The organism is Corynebacterium sp. ACRQJ (genome assembly GCF_022346045.1).
In the GTDB taxonomy this organism is placed as follows: Bacteria; Actinomycetota; Actinomycetes; order Mycobacteriales; family Mycobacteriaceae; genus Corynebacterium; species Corynebacterium evansiae.
In genome coordinates this window covers 129,549-147,056 of the sequence record NZ_JAKRMT010000003.1, presented here as the reverse complement: position 1 = coordinate 147,056, position 17,508 = coordinate 129,549, and the positions used below count along the sequence as shown (strand labels likewise).

Below are 17,508 nucleotides of genomic sequence, written 5' to 3'. Positions count from 1 at the left end.
CCCCGGAAAGAACCATTGCAAAAAACCTGTATAAACAATGGCACCCGGCAAACTTTAAATTTTGAAGGATGTGTGAAATCAACCGATGGCAAACGATGACGTCAAGCGTCTAGTGATCGTTGAGTCGGCGACGAAGGCCAAGAAGATCGCCCCGATCCTGGGGCCGAACTACATCGTCGAGGCTTCCGTCGGGCACATCCGTGACCTCCCCCGGGGCGCGGCAGACGTACCGGCCAAGTATAAGAAGGAGCCGTGGGCGCGTCTGGGCGTCAACGTCGATAAGGACTTCGAGGCGCTCTACGTCGTCAGCCCGGACAAGAAAAAGAAGGTCTCCGACCTGAAGGCCAAGCTCAAGCAGGTCGACGAGCTGTACCTGGCGACGGACCCCGACCGTGAGGGTGAGGCTATCGCGTGGCACCTGCTCGAGGTGCTGAAGCCGAAGGTGCCGGTGCGCCGTATGGTGTTCCACGAGATCACGAAGAACGCCATCCTCGAGGCCGCGCAGAACACTCGCGAGCTCGATTACGACCTGGTCGATGCGCAGGAATCCCGCCGCGTGTTGGATCGCCTGTACGGCTACGAGGTTTCCCCGGTGCTGTGGAAGAAGGTCATGCCGCGCCTGTCCGCCGGTCGCGTGCAGTCCGTCGCTACCCGCGTGATCGTGGAGCGCGAGCGCGAGCGAATGAAGTTCGTCGCCGCGGAGTACTGGGACCTGAGCGCCACGTTCGGCGTGGTAGATGCTGTTTCTTCTTCTCTTGATGACGCCGCCCCGGACTCCTTTGAAGCACGGCTGGCAACGGTCGCTGGCAAGCGCGTGGCCCAGGGCCGTGACTTTGGCGACGACGGCAAGCTGAAAGCCGGTGCCAAGGAAACATTTGTGCTGGATGGGGCGAAGGCGAAGTCCCTGGCCGACGGGCTGCAGGGCCAGGAGTTCGCCGTGACGGCGGTGGAGGAAAAGCCCTACACCCGCCGCCCGTACCCGCCGTTTATGACCTCCACCCTGCAGCAGGAGGCTGGCCGCAAGCTCCGCTTCACCTCGGAACGCACGATGCGCATTGCGCAGCGGCTGTACGAAAACGGCCACATTACTTATATGCGTACCGACTCGACCACCCTGTCGACCGCCGGTATCGAGGCCGCCCGCAGGCAGGCCAAGGAGCTTTATGGTGCGAAGTTCGTGGCCGATGGCCCGCGCCAGTACTCCCGTAAGGTGAAGAACTCGCAGGAGGCTCACGAGGCGATCCGCCCGGCGGGCGAGACCTTCCAGACCCCCGGCCAGCTGAGCAATCAGCTGGATGCCGAGGAGTTCAAGCTCTACGAGCTGATCTGGCAGCGCACTGTCGCCTCGCAGATGGCCGACGCGAAGGGCCAGTCCATGAAGGTCACCGTCGCCGGCGACGCGAAGTCGGGCGAGACCTGCGAGTTCACCGCAACCGGCCGCACCCTGACCTTCCCGGGCTTCCTGAAGGCCTACGTGGAGGTCAGCCGCACCGCCGATGGCCGCGACGTGGCCGATAACGCGGAGAAGCGTCTGCCGCAGCTGACCAAGGGCGACGAGCTGAACGCGCGCGACGTGGCCGCCGACGGCCACTCGACGAACCCGCCGGCCCGCTACACGGAGGCCTCGCTGGTGAAGAAGATGGAGGAGATGGGCATTGGCCGCCCGTCGACCTACGCTTCCATCATCCGCACCATCCAGGACCGCGGCTATGTGCTGCCGCGCGGCAACGCACTGGTGCCCTCGTGGGTGGCCTTCGCCGTCGTCGGCCTGCTGGAGCAGAACTTCGGCGCGCTGGTGGACTACGACTTCACCTCCGCGATGGAGGACGAGCTGGACGCCATCGCGGCGGGCGATCAGGACCGTGTGAACTGGCTGAAGGGCTTCTACTTCGGCGATAGCTCCCGCCCGGATGCCCCGGGTGCGGTCGTGCCCCGACTGGGTGGCTTGAAGCACATCGTGGGCGACAACCTGGAGCAGATCGACGCCCGCCGGGTGAACTCCCTGCACATCTTCGATGATGAGAACGGCGTGCCGATCGTCGTCCGCGTGGGCCGCTACGGCCCCTACCTGGAGCGCATCAAGCCGGTGCCGGAAGGGGCACCGGAGGGCACCGAGCCGGAGGTACAGCGCGCCAACCTGCCGGAATCCATGACCCCGGACGGGCTGACCCTGGAGGTTGCCGAGAAGCTTTTCGCCACCCCGCAGGGCGGCCGAGAGCTGGGCACCAACCCGGCCAACGGGCGCACCATCGTCGCCCGCGAGGGACGCTACGGCCCTTACGTCACCGAGGTGCTCGGCGAGGACGAGGAATCCCGCGTGGCCGAGGAGGCCGTAAAGGTCTGGGAGGCCGAGCGCGATGAGCAGGATCGCGAGCGCGAGGCAGAGGGCAAGAAGCCGCTGAGCCGCGAGACCAAGACCGCGCAGGCGCAGAAGGAAAAGCGCGTCAAGCAGATCGTCGAGGAGACGCTGAAGCCCAAGACCGCCAGCCTGTTCAGCGGCATGGAGCCAGCCAGCGTGACGCTGGAAGAGGCCCTGAAGCTCATGAGCCTGCCGCGTGAGGTGGGCGTCGACCCGAGCGACAACGAAGTGATCACCGCCCAGAACGGCCGCTACGGCCCCTACCTCAAGAAGGGCAAGGACTCCCGTTCGCTGGCCAACGAGGAGCAGATTTTCACGATCACCCTCGACGAGGCCCGGCGCATCTACGCCGAGCCGAAGCGCCGTGGTCGCGCGGCCGCGCAGCCGCCACTGAAGCAGCTGGGTGATAACGACGTGTCCGGCAAGCCGATGTCCGTCAAGGACGGTCGCTTCGGTGCTTATGTCACGGATGGCACCACCAATGCCTCCCTGCGCAAGGGCGATACCCCGGAGACGATGACGGACGCCCGCGCGAATGAGCTGCTGTCGGAGCGGCGCGCCAAGCAGGCAGCCGAAGGCTCGGCACCTGCGAAGTCGAGCCGCAAGGCCGCGAAGAAGTCGGCCAAGAAAACGACGAAGAAGACGACCAAGAAGTCGGCGAAGAAGACCGCCAAGAAGCCGCCGACACTCACCAAGCGCACGGTGAAGAAGTCTCGCTAAATCGCCCTTACTTTTGGGAGGGAACTGATACGTTCATAAGTATGAACCAGCTCCCGAACTTCACCGTCGTCACCCTGGCCCCGAACCTGCCGGGCCCCGTCGCCGCCAAGCGTCTGCACGAGCTCGGAGGCACCGTCATCAAGGTCGAAGGCCCCGGCAAGGCCGCCGACCCTATGCGCCTGTACTGCGAGCCCTACTACCAGCACCTGGTGGAGGGGCAGGAGGTGCGCAGCATCGACCTGAAGCAGGAATCTGGCCTGCAGGAACTACACGAACTGCTGGCAGAGGCGGACCTGCTGCTCACCAGCTCCCGCCCCGCCTCGCTGCAGCGACTGGGGCTCGGCTGGGAAGACCTCCACGCACGCTACCCGTCCCTGGCGCAGGTGGCGATCGTCGGCCACTCCGGCGAGCACGTCGACGTTGCCGGCCACGACCTGACCTATGAAGCTCACGCAGGCACCCTCTCCTTCAACGGCGATGAGCCCGTCATGCCCGTAGTTCCCATCGCCGACCTGGCGGGCGCGGAACGCGCCGTCTCGCAGGCGCTGGCAGCTCTGTGGCAGGCAAGTGCCACCGGCCAGGGCAGCTACCACGAGGTCGCCCTGGCGGACATGGCCACGGAGTTCGCCACGCCCGCCCGCTTCCGCCTGACCGGCCCGGACACCCTGCTGGGTGGCCTGCTGCCGGGCTACGGCCTCTACCAGGCCGAGTGTGGGGGCTGGGTGGCTATCGCCGCGCTGGAACCGCACTTCTTCGTCGGCCTCATCGAGGCGCTGCACGCCGAAGGCCTGCTGCCGGAGGGCACCACGGCCGAGCAGCTGCAATCCAAGGGGATCACCGCCGAGCAGCTGGCCGCGGCAGTGGGGCAGAAGACGGCGGCGTGGTGGGACGAGGTGGCGTCGAAAAGAAACCTCCCCATCGCCGCAGTACGGCGCGGGGCCTAAGCCTCCGAACGGTCGGCCAAGGTCGCGCGGATGGGGCGGGCGATCTGCGTCATCTCGCGGCGGCCGCGCAGCTCCACGGACTTCATCATGGTCCAGCGAGCCTGCTCGGCCTCGTTGGCCGCGCGCAGGGTCGCGGCGCTGGTCAGCACCTGCCCGGGGGTCTTCTTCGCCAGATCCGTCAGGCGAGCGGCCTGGTTTACGGCGTCACCGATGACGGTGTACTCGAAGCGATCCTTCGCGCCGATGTGGCCCGCGACGACGGACCCGGCGGCCACGCCGACTCCCGCGGCGAACTCCAGCCCCTGCAGCTTCGCCTTCAGCTCGCGGGCGGCGGCCAGGGCGTGGCCGGCCACATCGTCCAGTGGCAGAGGCGCACCGAACACGGCCAGCGCGGCATCGCCCTCGAACTTGTTGATGATGCCCTTGTTGGCGTGCACGACCTCCACCACGCGGTCGAAGAATTCGTTGAGGGCCTTCACCACGTGCTGCGGTTCCTTCTCCGTGGCAAACCCGGTGGAGCCGATCACATCCACGAAGAGCACGGCTACGTGCCGGGTTTCACCGCCCAGTTCCGGCTTCTCCTCCAGTGCGCGGCGGGCGACCTCGGTGCCGACGTAACGGCCGAAGAGGTCCGAGACCCGCTGGCGCTCCTGCAAACCGCGCATCATCTCGTTGAAGCCGGCCTGCAGCACGCCGATCTCCGAGGAGTCGTAGATCCGCACGTCCGTGTTCACCTTGCCGCGACGCACGCGGTTGATGGCGTATTGCAGCTCGCGGATCGGGTCGGCCACGGCCATGGAGAACAACATGGTGCCCATGAAGCCGGTCAGCAGGGTGGTCAGCGCCAGCGCCAGCATCGCCGGGATGATGCCGCCGGAGTCTTCTGGATAGAACTCGGTGGCCGCAGCGAACAGCAGCAGCACCATGCCCAGCACGGGCACGGCGGAGGTCAGCGCCCACGTCGTCATCAGGCGATGCGAAAGAGGGGAGAGCCGCGAGTGATCCGGCGCGCCCTTGGCTAGCGCCTTCGCGGCGACCGGGCGCACCAGGCGCTCGGCCTCCATGTACGTCATCAGGCTCACCATCATGCCGCCGAGCGTGGCGGTCACGCCGACGGTTATGCCCCACTCGGTGCTATGCCTCCAGGCCACGACGGTGAACAGCACCACCCCGATGCCCCACAGCACAATGCCCGTGACGGTCTGCAGCAACGGAATGCGTAGCACCAGGTCGCGCACCATATTTGGGTCGTAGGCCTGGGGCGTGCGCTGCCAGCGCAGCACGGGAGCGAAAAAGTACAAAGTCATCGCAATGCCGGCGACCACGGCCACCCCGAAATAGATCAAGTACAGCGAGGCGATGGTGGTATCCGGGCTCGTCAGCTCACGCGCGGCGGGCAGCGGAATGAAGAAGCGCAGGAATGTCGCCACGGCGGTCGCGCCGATGACGTTCGTGGCCAGAACGGTTGCTGCGTACAGGGGCCAGGAGGTTCCCCAGGCCCACGAGAGGTAGCGCAGCAGTTGTTTCATGCCCTTCAGATTAACGCACGTCGTCCCGCGCCGGGTGCGTCTGCCCTGTCCTTGTCTGTCCTTGTCGGTAGCTACACTGAGTAACCATGACGGAAACCACGCCGGCCACCACCGCGGCCACTACCCGGGCCACCGCCGCCGAAGAGGCGCCGGGGGTTTTCGGGCGCATCACCGCGGAGTCCGTCCGCCGCCCGCTGCAGAGGGCTGTGGAGGATCCGCAGGCGATGACCCACTCGTGGCTGTTCACCGGGCCGCCCGGCTCGGGGCGGTCCATCGCGGCGAAGGTCTTTGCCACCGCGTTGGTGTGCCCGCACGGTGGCTGCGGCGAGTGCGACCAGTGCCGGAGCGCCGCCGCGGGCACGCACCCGGACATCCTGTGGGTCTCCACCACGGGAGTGGTGCTGACGGTCGACGAGATCCGCGGCGCCATCCACGAGGCCGCAAACATGCCCACCGTCGCCCGCTGGCGCGTGGTGGTTGTGGAAGATGCCGACCGCCTGAACGATGCCGCCGCCAACGCTTTGCTGAAGTCCGTCGAGGAGCCGCCCGCCCGCACCGTCTTCCTGCTGTGCGCGCCCTCGACCGACCCTTCGGATATTGCGATCACCCTGCGGTCGCGCTGCCGCCACGTGTACGTGCCCACTCCCTCGCCGGCGGCGGTCAAGGGGGTTTTGCTTAGTGACGCCACCTTAGGCCTCAATGAAACCCAAGCCCAATGGGCCGCCGACGTCTCGGCCGGACACATTGGAAGGGCTCGCCACCTGGCCAGCGACGAGGCCGCCCGCACCAAACGCGCCACCGCGCTGAAGCTGCCGCAGCTGGTGTACGAACCCAACGCGCTGTACCGCTTCACCTCCGAGCTGGTGAAGAAAGCCGAGGAAGAGGCCGCCAGCGAGCTGGAAAAGCTGGATCAGCGGGAGCGCGAGGAACTGGAGAGCAGCCTCGGCGTGGGCGCGAAAGGCAAGGGTGCTGCAAAGGCTCAGCGGGGGGCGTCCGGAAGAATGAAAGAGCTAGAAAAAGAACAGAAGAACCGGCGCACCAGAAGAACCCGCGACTCGCTTGACCTGGCGCTGATCGACATTGCCGGGCTGTACCGCGATGCGATGCTGCAGGCCGCGGGCGCGGTGGAAGGCGATGGCGTGCCGGTGGGCGGCCACCAGCACCCGGACATGGCGGCGACGTCGAAGGAACTGGCGCGGCGTAATAGTGCGTCGGCGCTGGTGAGCTGCATCGATGCGGTGATGGAATGCCGCGAGGTGCTGGGGTACAACGTGCGGCCGGAGGTGGCGCTGGATGCGATGGCCGGGCGCCTGCAACAGTGCTGCGGGGTGGCCTAGTGGGTTTCCGGGCGAACCCCAGGTGGCGTTTTGGTGCTCGGGGTTTGCGTCGGCTAGGATAACGCTTCGTACTTAATGTACGCGCCGCTTTAGCTCAGTCGGCAGAGCGTTTCACTCGTAATGAAAAGGTCGCGAGTTCGATTCTCGCAAGCGGCTCCATGAGATGTCCCACAGCATTCTTGACAGTTTGCTGTGGGACATTCTGATTTCTAGCGACTGCTAACGTTTCGTCACCCATAAGCGTTTGGCTAAACAAAGCACTTCCAACAAAACTCCTTCAGAAAGGATTCTTCCCCAATGAAGATTCGCAAGTCGCTCATCGTCGGCATTACCGCCGCAACCGTCACCGCGGGTCTCGCCACGCCTGCCCAGGCCGAAACCCACACCCCCACCACTCAAGTACAGGCTGCAGAAACTCCGAACACCAAGTCCCCGCTTGGCTCACTGAACACAATCTTCGAAAACACCCCGGCTTGGCTGCGCTTCCCCCTCTTTGCACCGCTGGGACTCATCTGGGCCGTTATTTACGGCCTAGTTGGCGCTCAGAACTCCGACGCGCCATACTACGGCAGTCTTTCTTAACCCGGTGACCGGCCAACCTGCGGGAATGCCAGCAGGCGGAGGTCGGGTTTTGCGTTGGGGCTTATAGCTTCTTGGCTACCAGATCGTCCAGAGGCTCTGCAGAAAGCAGGTAAGGTGCTACCTCGAAGACCGTGCGGGCGCCCGTCTCGCCAGCCTGTCGCATGCGCCACGCGGCGCGGCCGTAGGCCACCTGCACCGCGGCGGTGAAGTCGGGGTTGCGCTCCAGCTCTAGGCCGAACTCAATCACGTGACCGGAAGTGCCCGCCTGGCCGCGGGTGATTACCTGCCCGCCGTGTGGCATGCCCTGGTGGTCGCGCTCGAACTCGGCCTCGGAAATGAACTCCACGATCGTTTCGTAGGGCGCGAAGTAGTCCGGCATCGTCACGATTGCCTCGCGGATCTGCTCCTTCAACCTTTCATCCGCCGCCACATCGCCGGTTTCTTCCGCCACCACGAAGCAGTGGCGCAGGTGGCACTCGTTGGCCTTCAGGTCTGCACCCTCGCCTCGTTTCACGGCCTCGATAGCCTCCGGATTCGGCTTGGTGTACTGCACACCCTTGGCCACGCCGGGCACGCGACGCACCGCATCGGAGTGACCCTGCGAGAGCCCCGGACCCCAGAACGTCATCTGGTCGGCTCCCGGCAGTACTGCGCCGCCGAGCACACGGTTCAAGGAGAAGATGCCCGGATCCCAACCGGTGGAGATCATCGCAATGTTGTCGCCCTCTTGCGCGGACTTATCCATGACCGCCCGGTAGTTCGGGATTTCACCGTGGTTGTCGTAGGTATCGACCGTGGTGAAGTGCTTGGCCAGTTCAGGGGCCTGCGCTGGCACATCGGTGGCGCTGCCCAGGCAGACGAAGAGCACGTCCACCTCATCCTTGTGCTTTTCCACGTCCGCAGCTGGCAACACACGGGCCTGCGTATCGAGGGAATCGCGGCGGGAGAACACACCGACGAGTTCCATGTCGGGCTGGTCGGCAATAACCTTTTCAACGCTGCGACCCAGGTTTCCATAGCCAATGATGGCGGTGCGAATCATGCGGGGGAGTCCTTTCTAGATGTCCTCGTGCGGGCGCGACACTCGTCCGACAGGAAGACGGGGAACCGTAATTGGATACCGTATTTAGATCCAGCCTATCCTCCTTTCGCTACCTACCCCTTTAGCCGTGCTGTTGGTGCATCTGCGGTGAGCTCTATTGGAGGGAGGAGGGCAGGGGCAGCTTCTCGAAGGGGCTCAACCCACGGATGGCGGAGTTGGCGAAACTGGCCACGACCAAGATCACAAACATCACGGCCGCCGACAGTAGCTGCACCCGGGAACCCGGATCCGTCAGCATCAGCAACGCCAGCCCCGCCAGCACAACCAGCGTGGCGATGGTCAGCCAAGGGTAGCCCCACATGCGAATCGGCAACGCGCCGCCCGCCTGCTGCTCCAGGCGGGGGCGCAGCCGCAGCTGGGAGACTACGATGAACGTCCAAACGATCAGCAGCGACGCACCCGCGGAGTTCAGCATGAACGTCAGCAGCCAGCCGGTATCCAGGTAGTTCAGCACCACCATCACCACCGCCAGAGTGACGGAGAACAAGATCGCAGCCACCGGCACGCCCCGGCTGTCCACACGGGCGAAAATCTTCGGCGCCTCGTGGCGCTTGGCCAGGGAAAACACCATGCGGCTGGAGGCGTAGATCTGCGCGTTGAAAGCGGAGAGCAGCGCCAGCACAATGATGGCCTCCATAAAACCGACCACGCCCGGAATGCCCGCCAGGTTCAGCACCTGGGTGAAGGGGCTATCGGCCGCGTTCTCTGCCTGCCCCAGTGAAGAATGCGGCAGCAGGAAGGTAATCACCAGCACGGACCCCAGGTAGAACACGGAAATGCGGGTGATGGTGGTGCGCACCGCGTTGACCAGGGAACGCTCCGGGTTTTCGGATTCCGCCGCCGCGATGGCCACGATCTCGATGCCGCCGAAGGCGAAGGCCACGGCCAGAATCGCCGTGGCCACGCCGCCCACTCCGTTGGGCATGAAGCCATCGGCCGTGAACACCTCTGTGCCGATGAAAGTGTGCCCCGGCAGCAGGCCGAAGATTAGGAGGAAGCCGATGACCAGGAAGGCCACCAGCACGGCCACCTTGATGAAGGCGAACCAGAACTCGAACTCGCCGAAAGCGCTGATCTGCAGCAGGTTCACCACTCCGAAGAAGATCACGCATACGGCGGCGGGGATCCAGGCGTCAATACCGAACCAAGCCCCCATAAAGCTCGCCGCACCAGTAATTTCGGCGCCGAGCACCGCGACGGTGGCGAGCCAGTACATCCAACCCTGCGTGAAACCGGCCCAGCGCCCGATGCCGTGCTCGGCGTATTCGGAGAAAGAGCCGGAGGCGGGGATGACGGTGCCCATCTCGCCCAACATCTCCATCACCAGGATGGCGATGAGGCCCGCCACGATATAGGCCAGCAGAACGGCCGGGCCGGCGGCCTCGATGCCCACGCCGGTGCCCAGGAACAACCCGGCGCCGATGGTGGAGCCCAGGCCCATCATCGTGAGGTGGCGGACCTTCAGCCCATTGCTTAGCTTGTCATCGCCTAGCTTGTCACTGCCTAGCTTGTCATCGCCGGTGCGCGAGTTCGCGTGTGAACTGGCGCTTTCTGGGGATGTGGAGGGGGTAGAGCTCATTCCTTAAGAATACGACGCGCCAAGATGCGGCCTGCCCTCGGATCCAGCCTTGGATGAGCCTTGGACCAGCCTCGGCGCCACAGAACGCCGGTGTTCGACCCCAGCGTAAGAGCTTTCGTCTAGTACCCCGCGCGGATTGCGCTGATGGCTAGCCGCAGGCGCGAATCCACCCCGAAGCGCTTCATCAGCGAGGACACGTGCTTCTTCACGGTCGATTCCGCGTAGAGCGCCTCCTTCGCGATCTCCGCGTTGGAGTGCCCCTGGACTAGAAGTTGCAGGGTGGTGCGCTCGCCTTCCGGGATGCTTTCCGGGTCTGGCGCCGCGCCGGGTTGCTCTTGTTTATTTGGTGACGCCGACTTCCCCGCCTGCACAGCTGCCCCACCGACAGAGCGTTCGGGGATAAAGTCCACGAGGCGTGAAAGGCACTCGGGGGAGACGGCGGTGCCGCCGTTCATCGCGTCCCGGACGGCTTGGATGAATTGCACGGGGCGGGCGCTTTTGATGATGTACCCCGCCCCGCCGCTGGTGAGGATCTCCAGCATCGTTTCGTCGGTGTCCATGGAAGTCATGGCGACGAACACAGGGGGATTGTCCTGGGATTGCAGGGTGCGGAGTAGCTCGATTCCGCCGACCTCGGGCATGTGGATGTCCGCCAACACGAGGTCGAGGTCTCCCCCTAGTCGCTCGATCTGTTCGAGGGCGACGGCGCCGTTCTCGGCTTCGGCTACGATCTCAATGTCTTTGGCCACAGAGAAGTAGTGGCGGAGGGCGGTCAGCGCACGGGAGTCGTCATCGACTACGAGGATTCGTGCGGCAGGGACGTTATTCATGGTGATACCGACTTTAGGCTTAGCCGCCAAAAAATGCGCGGGCCGCAGGTTTCTTGTTCTGTCTTGACCGTGCTCTTGGTTCGCTTCGCCCAGCGTTGCAGGTTGGCCAAGCCGAGATCGGAGGATAGGTCGGCGGGTAGCGCAGAGGAAGCTGTGCCGTCTCTTGCTACCTCGTTCCAGATGCACAGCGAATGGGCTTTTGAACGGTTCTCCACAGCAACCACGACGGGGCTGCTTGGGGCTGCGTATTTCACAATGTTGGTCGCCCCCTCCATCAGGAGTCGGTGTACCAGCATGCGCTGTCGCGCTTCTTGCGGGAGGAGTGCGGCACATTGGCTCTGGCTGATGGAATTGGCAGGCGTGGCAGCGGAGGGGTTTGCCAACCAGTCTTTTGCCGGAGAGCCCTGGGTGAAGACCACCCGAAAGCCATGGGGCTTGAGCCGCTCGGTGAAAGCCGATAGCGATTGGCCGGGAGACGGGGGCTTGCCATGCGATATTTTTTGTTCCGTTGACCGGAGAAGGTCGAGGAGTTTGCGGCTCTGCGCCATCGCCTCCCGACTGTTGCCGACGATGGTATGTAGGTCTTTACGCATGGCTTCACTGTCCAGCTGCGAATCGGGTTCCGCGTCTAGCTGTAGCTCCATCGTCTCCGCTTGCATAACCACAGAGGTCAAGGGGCCGGCCACGGAATCGTGGAGGGTTTCCGCCAGGTCCTGGCGGGTGCGTTCGAGGTCTGCTTCCCAGCTGTCGTTGAGGAAAGCGTTTCTGCGATCCAGGTAGCCGATGAGCCATCCTGCGCCGGCCCCAAGAAGGAGGAAGATCAGCCAGGCGAACACCGCTGAGGGGGCGAGGCTTTCCAGATAGTCTCGCGGGGAGGTGACTGTCGGGTCAAGGGTGCCCAGCACGAACGCGCTGAGCGTAACCGCGACGGTGAGAAGGAGCCTTCCCCCAAAGGCGATTACGCCACAGAAGAAGGGTGCAAGGAAGACGAATGCGGGAAACTCATCTACTTGCAGCAGCATCGCAGCGCTGAAGGAGAGAAGGAAGAGCGCAGTTGCCCAGCGCGGATAACGCATGCCTAGCGCGGTGGCTAGGCAAAACCCAAGCGCCACAAGAATCAGGGAGATGGACAGGGCGTCGGGTGCGAGTGCGAGGTTGGAAGCAAAGGTCAGGGCACACAACGCAAATACCACGATCGGCGTTTTCGCGGATACGTCCTTCGATGCTTGTTCCTTGATGGCCACAGTTTCCTTCATCTGATCGGTAGGCGGGAGTCTACTTTCGTACCGTGTTTCCCAGATGCCCTTTTCGGGAGCTTCCTTTGCCAGCACCATGGATGGCGTAAGCACCTCACAACGGAAAGGACACAGAACATGGCTTCTTACACAGAGAAAGAATGGACCTACCCCATGGTTGGCTCCACGTTTGGCGTGGCCACAGGTGTTGCGATGGCTAACCCGCTGGTGGGTGCGGCGCTAGCCATTATCTTTAGCTTTGCCGGTTACGCCATCGCGCAGTCCGAAGAAGCCGAGTAGCTAACCCGCCTGCCCCGCGGCCGGATCCGACTCGTACTTGGGAACCATCGCCTCGTAGCCTTCCATCAGCTTCAGATCCGTGATGTGATCCGGGATGCCGAAAGCGTCCACCAGCGTCTGCGACCAGGGTCCCAGAGAATCCACCAGGTCGTTCAGCGCGGCGCGGGCGGCCTTGGTGCGAGTGCCCGTCAGCAGGTTCTGCTCCAAGTACCAGCTGGCGTTGTCCACAATGCAGCTGAGGAAGTACACCAGGCGCACCTGCTCCAGCACCCGCTGCGCGTCTTCCGAATCCAGCTTGGACTCGGCCTCCACGAAGGCCTCGAAGATGATGCGATCGACGTGCGCCCAGCCGACGGCCAGCAGGTGATCCTGCGCCTGGTCGACCACCTTCGCCGCTTCGTCCACATCCATCTTGCGGGCGGGGCGCAGGCGGCGGGCGAGGGAGCGCATCAGGCGATCCTCCCGCTCGCTCAGCAGGTTGATCTGGTAGGCCGGGTCGAACAGCGAAGTCTCTTCGGAGTCGCTGAAAGTATCCACCAGGTTCTGGATCAGCGCGTCTGCGGCGGTGCGGCGGCGCAGCAGGTTGCCGAAGCTATCCAGGCCGAAGCGCACCATCTCCATCGGGTTCAGGCCGCCGAGCTCCTTGGCGAAGCCTGTCATCAGTTCCTTCCCTGCCAGCTGCATCATCACTACGTTGTCGCCCTCGAAAGTGGTGAACACATCCGAGTCGGCCTTCAGCGTGGTCAGCAGGTTCTCAGCCATGTAGCCTGCGCCGCCGCAGGCCTCGCGGGCCTCCTGGATCGTGTCGGTGGCGTGCGCGGTGTTGGCAGCCTTCAATGCTGCGGCGTGCGCCTCAACTTCTCGCTGGTCGGCCTGCTGTTCCTTGGTGTACTCGGTCGGTTCCACGCCCCGCTGGTCCAGCTCGTGCACGCGCGCGATCAGCTTGTTCGTGGCGAATTGCAGACCGTAGGCGCGGGCCACGCGCGGGATGAGGCGCAGGCGGTGCCAGCGGTGCTCGATCAGGCGGTTTTCGGGTAGCGACTCGTCAGGAGCGAATTGACGCCGCAGGTTCGCGTACGTCACAGCAATGTCTAGCGCGGTGCGGGCGGCCGCGCCTGCGGCAGCTCCCACGGTCACGCGCCCGCGCACCAGGGCTCCGAGCATCGTGAAGAAGCGGCGGTTCGGGTTTTCGATGGGGGAGGTGTAGTTGCCGGCCTCGTCCACGTCGGCGAAGCGGTTCAGCAGTGCCTCGCGGGGCACGCGGTGGTTATCGAAGCTGATGGTGCCGTTGTCCACGCCCTTCAGCCCGCCCTTGTGACCGTGGTCGCCGATGCGCACGCCGTCGATGGGGGAGCCGTCGTCTTCGCGGATGCGCACCAGCAGGCAGTGCACGCCCTGCGATTCAGCCTGTGCGCCGCTGCTAGCTTCGGTCGCGCCGGACTCGGCCGCCGGGACGTCGACTGCCTCGGTCGCGTTCTTAGCGTCGGGGACAATGAGCTGCGCAAACACTGCCGCCCAGCGGCCATCGCGCGCCGCATTGCCGATAAACCACTTCTCAGCGGAGGCGGTGGGGGAGTTGATGATGAACTCCTGCGTCTCCGCGTCATAGGTCGCCGTGGTCTCCAGCTGCTGTACGTCGGAGCCGTGCCCGCGCTCGGTCATGGCGAAGCAGCCGAGGGCCTCGAGGTTCATCAGCTTCCCCACCATTTCTTGGTGGCGTTCGGTTCCCAGGTTGCCGACGGCGCCGCCGAACAGGCCCCACTGCACTCCGGACTTCACCATGAGCGACAGGTCGGCGTGCCCCAGCATCTCGATGGAGGTCAGGCAGCGGCCGGTTTCTCCCGTGCCGCCCTGGTCGGCGCGAAAGGCGTGGTTCGGCATGCCGGATTCGAGCACACGCTGCAAGTGCTCGGTGATGCGGGCACGAGACTGCTCGAGGTCCAGGTCGGTGCGCGGCAGGATGTCTGGGTCTGCCAGCAGGCCGCGGGTTTCCTCGCGCGCTTCCGGGAAGTCGCCGTCGAGAACGGTCTGCAACGCCTTTGCTATTGACGCCTGCGTCTCAGCGGTTGGAGCCGTGGACAAGGTCTTGGGCGCCGACGTGGAGCGGCGGAGCTTGTTTCCAGACTTGTCAGCAATTCCATCGGCTGGGCTCGATGTGACCGAGCTATCAGTCGTTGCGGTGTTTTCGGTCGTGTTTTCGGAATTGTTTGGTGACATGAAATTAAGGATACGCAAGAGTGTGATCCGTAACTCGAAAATTTGCTAATAAATCTATGACTAAATCATTGGACGGAGCGTGGTAGCTGCAGCGTTGCGTTGGTGGTCTCCTATCGGGTGACTAGGCTTGCCCTTATGGCCGAGGACACATTTGACGAGAATCACCGGGAAGTGGATACGCCCGAGCGGAGCAAGCAGAGCAACGCCGTACGCAGCCGCAAGGTAGCGCCTTCCACTCGCGGGGCGAAGGCCCGCGCGGAGAAGAAGTACTGGATGTTGGTTGCTTTCGCCGTGTTGGCGGTCGCCTACGCGGGCAACGAGTTCACCCCGATGATGGTCTTCTACCGAGGGGAGAACGTCTTTGGCTCCGTCTTCGTCGATGCCCTCCTGGCCTGCTACGCCGCCGGCATCGCGGCGGGCCTGCTGCTGTGCGGGCCGCTTTCGGACCGCTACGGCCGCCGCGTCGTCATGCTTCCCGCCCCAATCATCAGCCTTGTCGGCAGTGTCCTCATCGCCGCCGGTGAAATGAATGAGCCACTGATCTTCACCGGTCGTCTGCTCAGCGGCTTTGCCGTCGGCATTGTGATGACCGCAGGCGGTGCATGGATCAAGGAGCTTTCCACCCCGACGTTCGACCCCAGCGCGCAGGAGGGTTCCGGCGCCCGCCGTGCAACCATGTCTCTGACCTTGGGATTCGCCGTCGGTGCGGCGCTGGCGGGCGTGCTGGCGGAGTGGGGTCCCGCACCGGGCCAGACCCCCTACATCCTCAGCATCCTGCTGTGCGCCGTGTCCATGATCGGCATCCTCGGCGTGCCGGAGACCCGCCAGAACGCGCACCTCAAGATGGAGGGCTCCTTCTGGTCGGACCTCAAGGTGCCCTCCCTGCGGCACCCGCGCTTCCTCACCGCCGTGATTCCGATCGCCCCGTGGGTTTTCGGTTGCGCGGGCGTGGCCTATGCGATCATGCCGAGCCTGGCGCAGGATCAGGTTCCCTATCCCATCGCCTTCTCGGCCGGCATCACAGCCATCGCGCTGGCCTGTGGCTTTGGCATCCAGCAGGTTTCCGCCAAGTACATCAACCCGAATAACTCGCAGGCCCAGCAGATCGGCCTGGTGCTGGTGATTATCGGCATGGTCGTTGCTGCCTGGACCGCTCACGTCGGCTCGCTGGCCGGAACGGTCGCCGTCGGCCTCATCCTGGGCACCGGCTATGGTGTATGCCTGATCACCGGCCTGACGGAGGTGCAGCGCATCGCCAGCGCCGACGACCTCGGCGGGCTCACCGCCTTCTTCTACACGATCACCTACATCGGATTCTTTTTCCCGATGATCTTGTCGCGCCTGAAGGATTGGTTCACCTACACCGAGATGTTGGGCTTCGGTGCGGTCGTTGCCTTTATCGGTCTTATCGTGGTGACGCTGACTTCCAAGAAGTTCATTCCCACCCCGGAGCAGCAGCGGAACTAGGCTTCGGTTTTCTTTGCTCGGCCGGGGGCTTGGGCGGTGCTCTGGGCGGCAAGCGCGAGCACGCCCAGCTGCACTGCAGCACCCACACTCGGGCCGACTGCCAGCGCCCAGATGGCGCGCGTATCGGGGGAGTAGTCCAGCATGAGCACCGCCGTCGACAGGGCAATCGCAATCAGCCACCCGGCGGTGTAGAGGTTGTGTCGATCCGCCGCGAGCGCTGCCGAGCCGCTAATCATCAGGATGGCCGTAGCCCCGGATACGAGTGTGAGCCAGCCGAGGGTGGCGGGGGAGGAGATCACGGCGGCGTCAAAAAATAGCCCCATCAGTGGCGCGGCGAGGAAGTAGGCGGCAATACCTCCGATGGCCGCGACGGCTCCCACCGCGGCGATGGGCAGCGCGGCGGCGCGCAGGACGCGCTCGCGGTGTTTCGTGAAGTGCACGATAAGCGCAGGCTGGAAGCGCTGGAGGGGCACCAGGATCGGCGCGCGCGTGAGCGTGATGGCGGTGATGGTGGCGGCGAGCGCACCGGGGCCGACGTCCGCGCCCGAGGTGTAGCGCAGCAGTACGCTGAAGCCGGTGATCATCACGGCATTCGCGCCCGAGGCGACCATGGCCTTGACCGTGCGCGAGAGAAACGGGCGGGTGGGCACGTCCGCCCGGTCGCGCAGGGTGGCTCTAGCGGCGGGGGAGCAGGCGAGAATCAGCAGCCAGGTGGCCGCGCCGATCACCGTGACGAAAAGAAAGGCCAGCAGCTGCCAGCCCAGAGCCCACGCGACGACGGCCAGCGCCAGCCTCACTCCGGAATCGATGGCCATCAACCAGGCGAAACTCGGCCACGAGTGGTTGGCAGACAGCAGGCCGCAGACCGTCGCTTGGAACGCATAGCAGGCCAGGCCGACGGCTATGAGAACCAGCCCCCACCCGGTCAGGTCGGGCACGAGCTGGCCGATCCACAGCGGACCGGTGACGAGCGCTATCAGACCGATAGCCAGGGCGATGTAGCTCGTCAGGGCGAACGGGCGCGGGGTGCCTGCCCGCGCAGTGTTCGCCAGCGCAGTGTCAGCCCGCAACGTGCCAGCCTGCGCAGTGTCAGTCTGCGGGGCGCCCACCACTGCGCGCCGGGTGGAGACGGCCCGGGCGGTCTCCTGCATCAACCCGTCCAGCACGCCCGTCATCGCGAAGAACAGCGACCAGTAGACCATGAAGTCTTCGTACCCGGCGGTGGTCAGCCCCTTGTTGGCAACCCAAATCACCAGGTAACCGGCGATGGCCACGAAGACTGTGGCGAGCGATATGGCGCGCATTAG

13 protein-coding genes and 1 tRNA gene are annotated in these 17,508 nt (G+C 64.5%); 7 read left to right on the top strand and 7 right to left on the bottom strand.

What is annotated here, in order from left to right:
* The first annotated feature begins 85 nt into the window (after window positions 1-85).
* On the top strand, window positions 86-3,079 hold the full coding sequence (topA, locus tag MHX52_RS03285; protein WP_239316540.1) for a type I DNA topoisomerase: 2,994 nt from the start codon (window positions 86-88) through the stop codon (window positions 3,077-3,079).
* 41 nt (window positions 3,080-3,120) lie between these two features.
* Complete coding sequence (locus MHX52_RS03280) at window positions 3,121-4,023, top strand: CoA transferase (RefSeq protein WP_239316538.1); 903 nt, start codon at window positions 3,121-3,123, stop codon at window positions 4,021-4,023.
* On the opposite strand, the gene MHX52_RS03275 is transcribed toward MHX52_RS03280, so the two are convergent.
* Window positions 4,020-5,552 carry an adenylate/guanylate cyclase domain-containing protein gene (locus MHX52_RS03275; RefSeq protein ID WP_005292231.1) on the bottom strand — a complete coding sequence of 511 codons (1,533 nt, stop codon included), beginning with the start codon at window positions 5,550-5,552 and terminating at the stop codon, window positions 4,020-4,022. The genes MHX52_RS03280 and MHX52_RS03275 overlap by 4 nt on opposite strands.
* 86 nt (window positions 5,553-5,638) lie before the next feature.
* Between MHX52_RS03275 and MHX52_RS03270 the strand changes: the two genes are divergently transcribed.
* From MHX52_RS03270 to MHX52_RS03260, 3 genes are all read left to right on the top strand, one after another.
* Window positions 5,639-6,889 carry a DNA polymerase III subunit delta' gene (locus tag MHX52_RS03270; RefSeq protein ID WP_035002904.1) on the top strand — a complete coding sequence of 417 codons (1,251 nt, stop codon included), beginning with the start codon at window positions 5,639-5,641 and terminating at the stop codon, window positions 6,887-6,889.
* 83 nt (window positions 6,890-6,972) lie between these two features.
* Window positions 6,973-7,048: transfer RNA gene (locus tag MHX52_RS03265), tRNA-Thr, on the top strand.
* Between the two features lie 138 nt (window positions 7,049-7,186).
* Window positions 7,187-7,471: a hypothetical protein gene (locus MHX52_RS03260; RefSeq protein ID WP_035002905.1), complete on the top strand. Its 285-nt coding sequence runs from the start codon at window positions 7,187-7,189 to the stop codon at window positions 7,469-7,471.
* A 61-nt stretch (window positions 7,472-7,532) separates the two neighbouring features.
* Here MHX52_RS03260 and MHX52_RS03255 read toward each other — a convergent pair whose 3' ends face one another.
* The 4 genes from MHX52_RS03255 to MHX52_RS03240 all read right to left on the bottom strand — a co-directional run bounded on the left by MHX52_RS03255 (window position 7,533) and on the right by MHX52_RS03240 (window position 12,316).
* The gene (locus MHX52_RS03255) at window positions 7,533-8,513 is read right to left on the bottom strand and encodes a diaminopimelate dehydrogenase (protein ID WP_239316537.1); all 981 of its coding nucleotides are present in this window, start codon (window positions 8,511-8,513) and stop codon (window positions 7,533-7,535) included.
* A gap of 154 nt (window positions 8,514-8,667) precedes the next feature.
* Window positions 8,668-10,017, bottom strand: coding sequence for an amino acid permease (locus MHX52_RS03250; RefSeq protein WP_239316567.1), 1,350 nt, complete (start codon window positions 10,015-10,017; stop codon window positions 8,668-8,670).
* A 254-nt stretch (window positions 10,018-10,271) separates the two neighbouring features.
* Entirely contained in the window at window positions 10,272-10,982 is a 711-nt protein-coding gene (locus MHX52_RS03245) for a response regulator transcription factor (protein ID WP_239316536.1), read from the bottom strand.
* Complete coding sequence (locus MHX52_RS03240; RefSeq protein ID WP_239316535.1) at window positions 10,979-12,316, bottom strand: histidine kinase; 1,338 nt, start codon at window positions 12,314-12,316, stop codon at window positions 10,979-10,981. Before MHX52_RS03240 ends, MHX52_RS03245 begins: the two co-directional genes overlap by 4 nt.
* 39 nt (window positions 12,317-12,355) lie before the next feature.
* Here MHX52_RS03240 and MHX52_RS03235 point away from each other — a divergent pair, with 39 nt between their 5' ends.
* Window positions 12,356-12,517 carry a hypothetical protein gene (locus MHX52_RS03235; RefSeq protein ID WP_155271071.1) on the top strand — a complete coding sequence of 54 codons (162 nt, stop codon included), beginning with the start codon at window positions 12,356-12,358 and terminating at the stop codon, window positions 12,515-12,517.
* Here MHX52_RS03235 and MHX52_RS03230 read toward each other — a convergent pair whose 3' ends face one another.
* Window positions 12,518-14,734, bottom strand: a complete 2,217-nt coding sequence (locus MHX52_RS03230) for an acyl-CoA dehydrogenase family protein (RefSeq protein ID WP_239316534.1) — start codon at window positions 14,732-14,734, stop codon at window positions 12,518-12,520.
* Window positions 14,735-14,869: 135 nt separating this feature from the next.
* Between MHX52_RS03230 and MHX52_RS03225 the strand changes: the two genes are divergently transcribed.
* Window positions 14,870-16,201 carry an MFS transporter gene (locus MHX52_RS03225; protein ID WP_049048843.1) on the top strand — a complete coding sequence of 444 codons (1,332 nt, stop codon included), beginning with the start codon at window positions 14,870-14,872 and terminating at the stop codon, window positions 16,199-16,201.
* Here the strand turns inward: MHX52_RS03225 and MHX52_RS03220 are convergent.
* Window positions 16,198-17,505: a hypothetical protein gene (locus MHX52_RS03220; RefSeq protein ID WP_239316533.1), complete on the bottom strand. Its 1,308-nt coding sequence runs from the start codon at window positions 17,503-17,505 to the stop codon at window positions 16,198-16,200. The two genes, MHX52_RS03225 and MHX52_RS03220, sit on opposite strands and share 4 nt — an antisense overlap.
* Between the last annotated feature and the right edge of the window lie 3 nt (window positions 17,506-17,508).

Bases quoted from the DNA above. Each gene is read 5' to 3' on its own strand.
- topA (WP_239316540.1), top strand. From the start codon at position 86: ATGGCAAACGATGACGTCAAGCGTCTAGTGATCGTTGAGTCGGCGACG.
- MHX52_RS03280 (WP_239316538.1), top strand. From the start codon at position 3,121: ATGAACCAGCTCCCGAACTTCACCGTCGTCACCCTGGCCCCGAACCTG.
- MHX52_RS03275 (WP_005292231.1), bottom strand. From the start codon at position 5,552: ATGAAACAACTGCTGCGCTACCTCTCGTGGGCCTGGGGAACCTCCTGG.
- MHX52_RS03270 (WP_035002904.1), top strand. From the start codon at position 5,639: ATGACGGAAACCACGCCGGCCACCACCGCGGCCACTACCCGGGCCACC.
- MHX52_RS03260 (WP_035002905.1), top strand. From the start codon at position 7,187: ATGAAGATTCGCAAGTCGCTCATCGTCGGCATTACCGCCGCAACCGTC.
- MHX52_RS03255 (WP_239316537.1), bottom strand. From the start codon at position 8,513: ATGATTCGCACCGCCATCATTGGCTATGGAAACCTGGGTCGCAGCGTT.
- MHX52_RS03250 (WP_239316567.1), bottom strand. From the start codon at position 10,017: ATGATGGGCCTGGGCTCCACCATCGGCGCCGGGTTGTTCCTGGGCACC.
- MHX52_RS03245 (WP_239316536.1), bottom strand. From the start codon at position 10,982: ATGAATAACGTCCCTGCCGCACGAATCCTCGTAGTCGATGACGACTCC.
- MHX52_RS03240 (WP_239316535.1), bottom strand. From the start codon at position 12,316: ATGGTGCTGGCAAAGGAAGCTCCCGAAAAGGGCATCTGGGAAACACGG.
- MHX52_RS03235 (WP_155271071.1), top strand. From the start codon at position 12,356: ATGGCTTCTTACACAGAGAAAGAATGGACCTACCCCATGGTTGGCTCC.
- MHX52_RS03230 (WP_239316534.1), bottom strand. From the start codon at position 14,734: ATGTCACCAAACAATTCCGAAAACACGACCGAAAACACCGCAACGACT.
- MHX52_RS03225 (WP_049048843.1), top strand. From the start codon at position 14,870: ATGGCCGAGGACACATTTGACGAGAATCACCGGGAAGTGGATACGCCC.
- MHX52_RS03220 (WP_239316533.1), bottom strand. From the start codon at position 17,505: ATGCGCGCCATATCGCTCGCCACAGTCTTCGTGGCCATCGCCGGTTAC.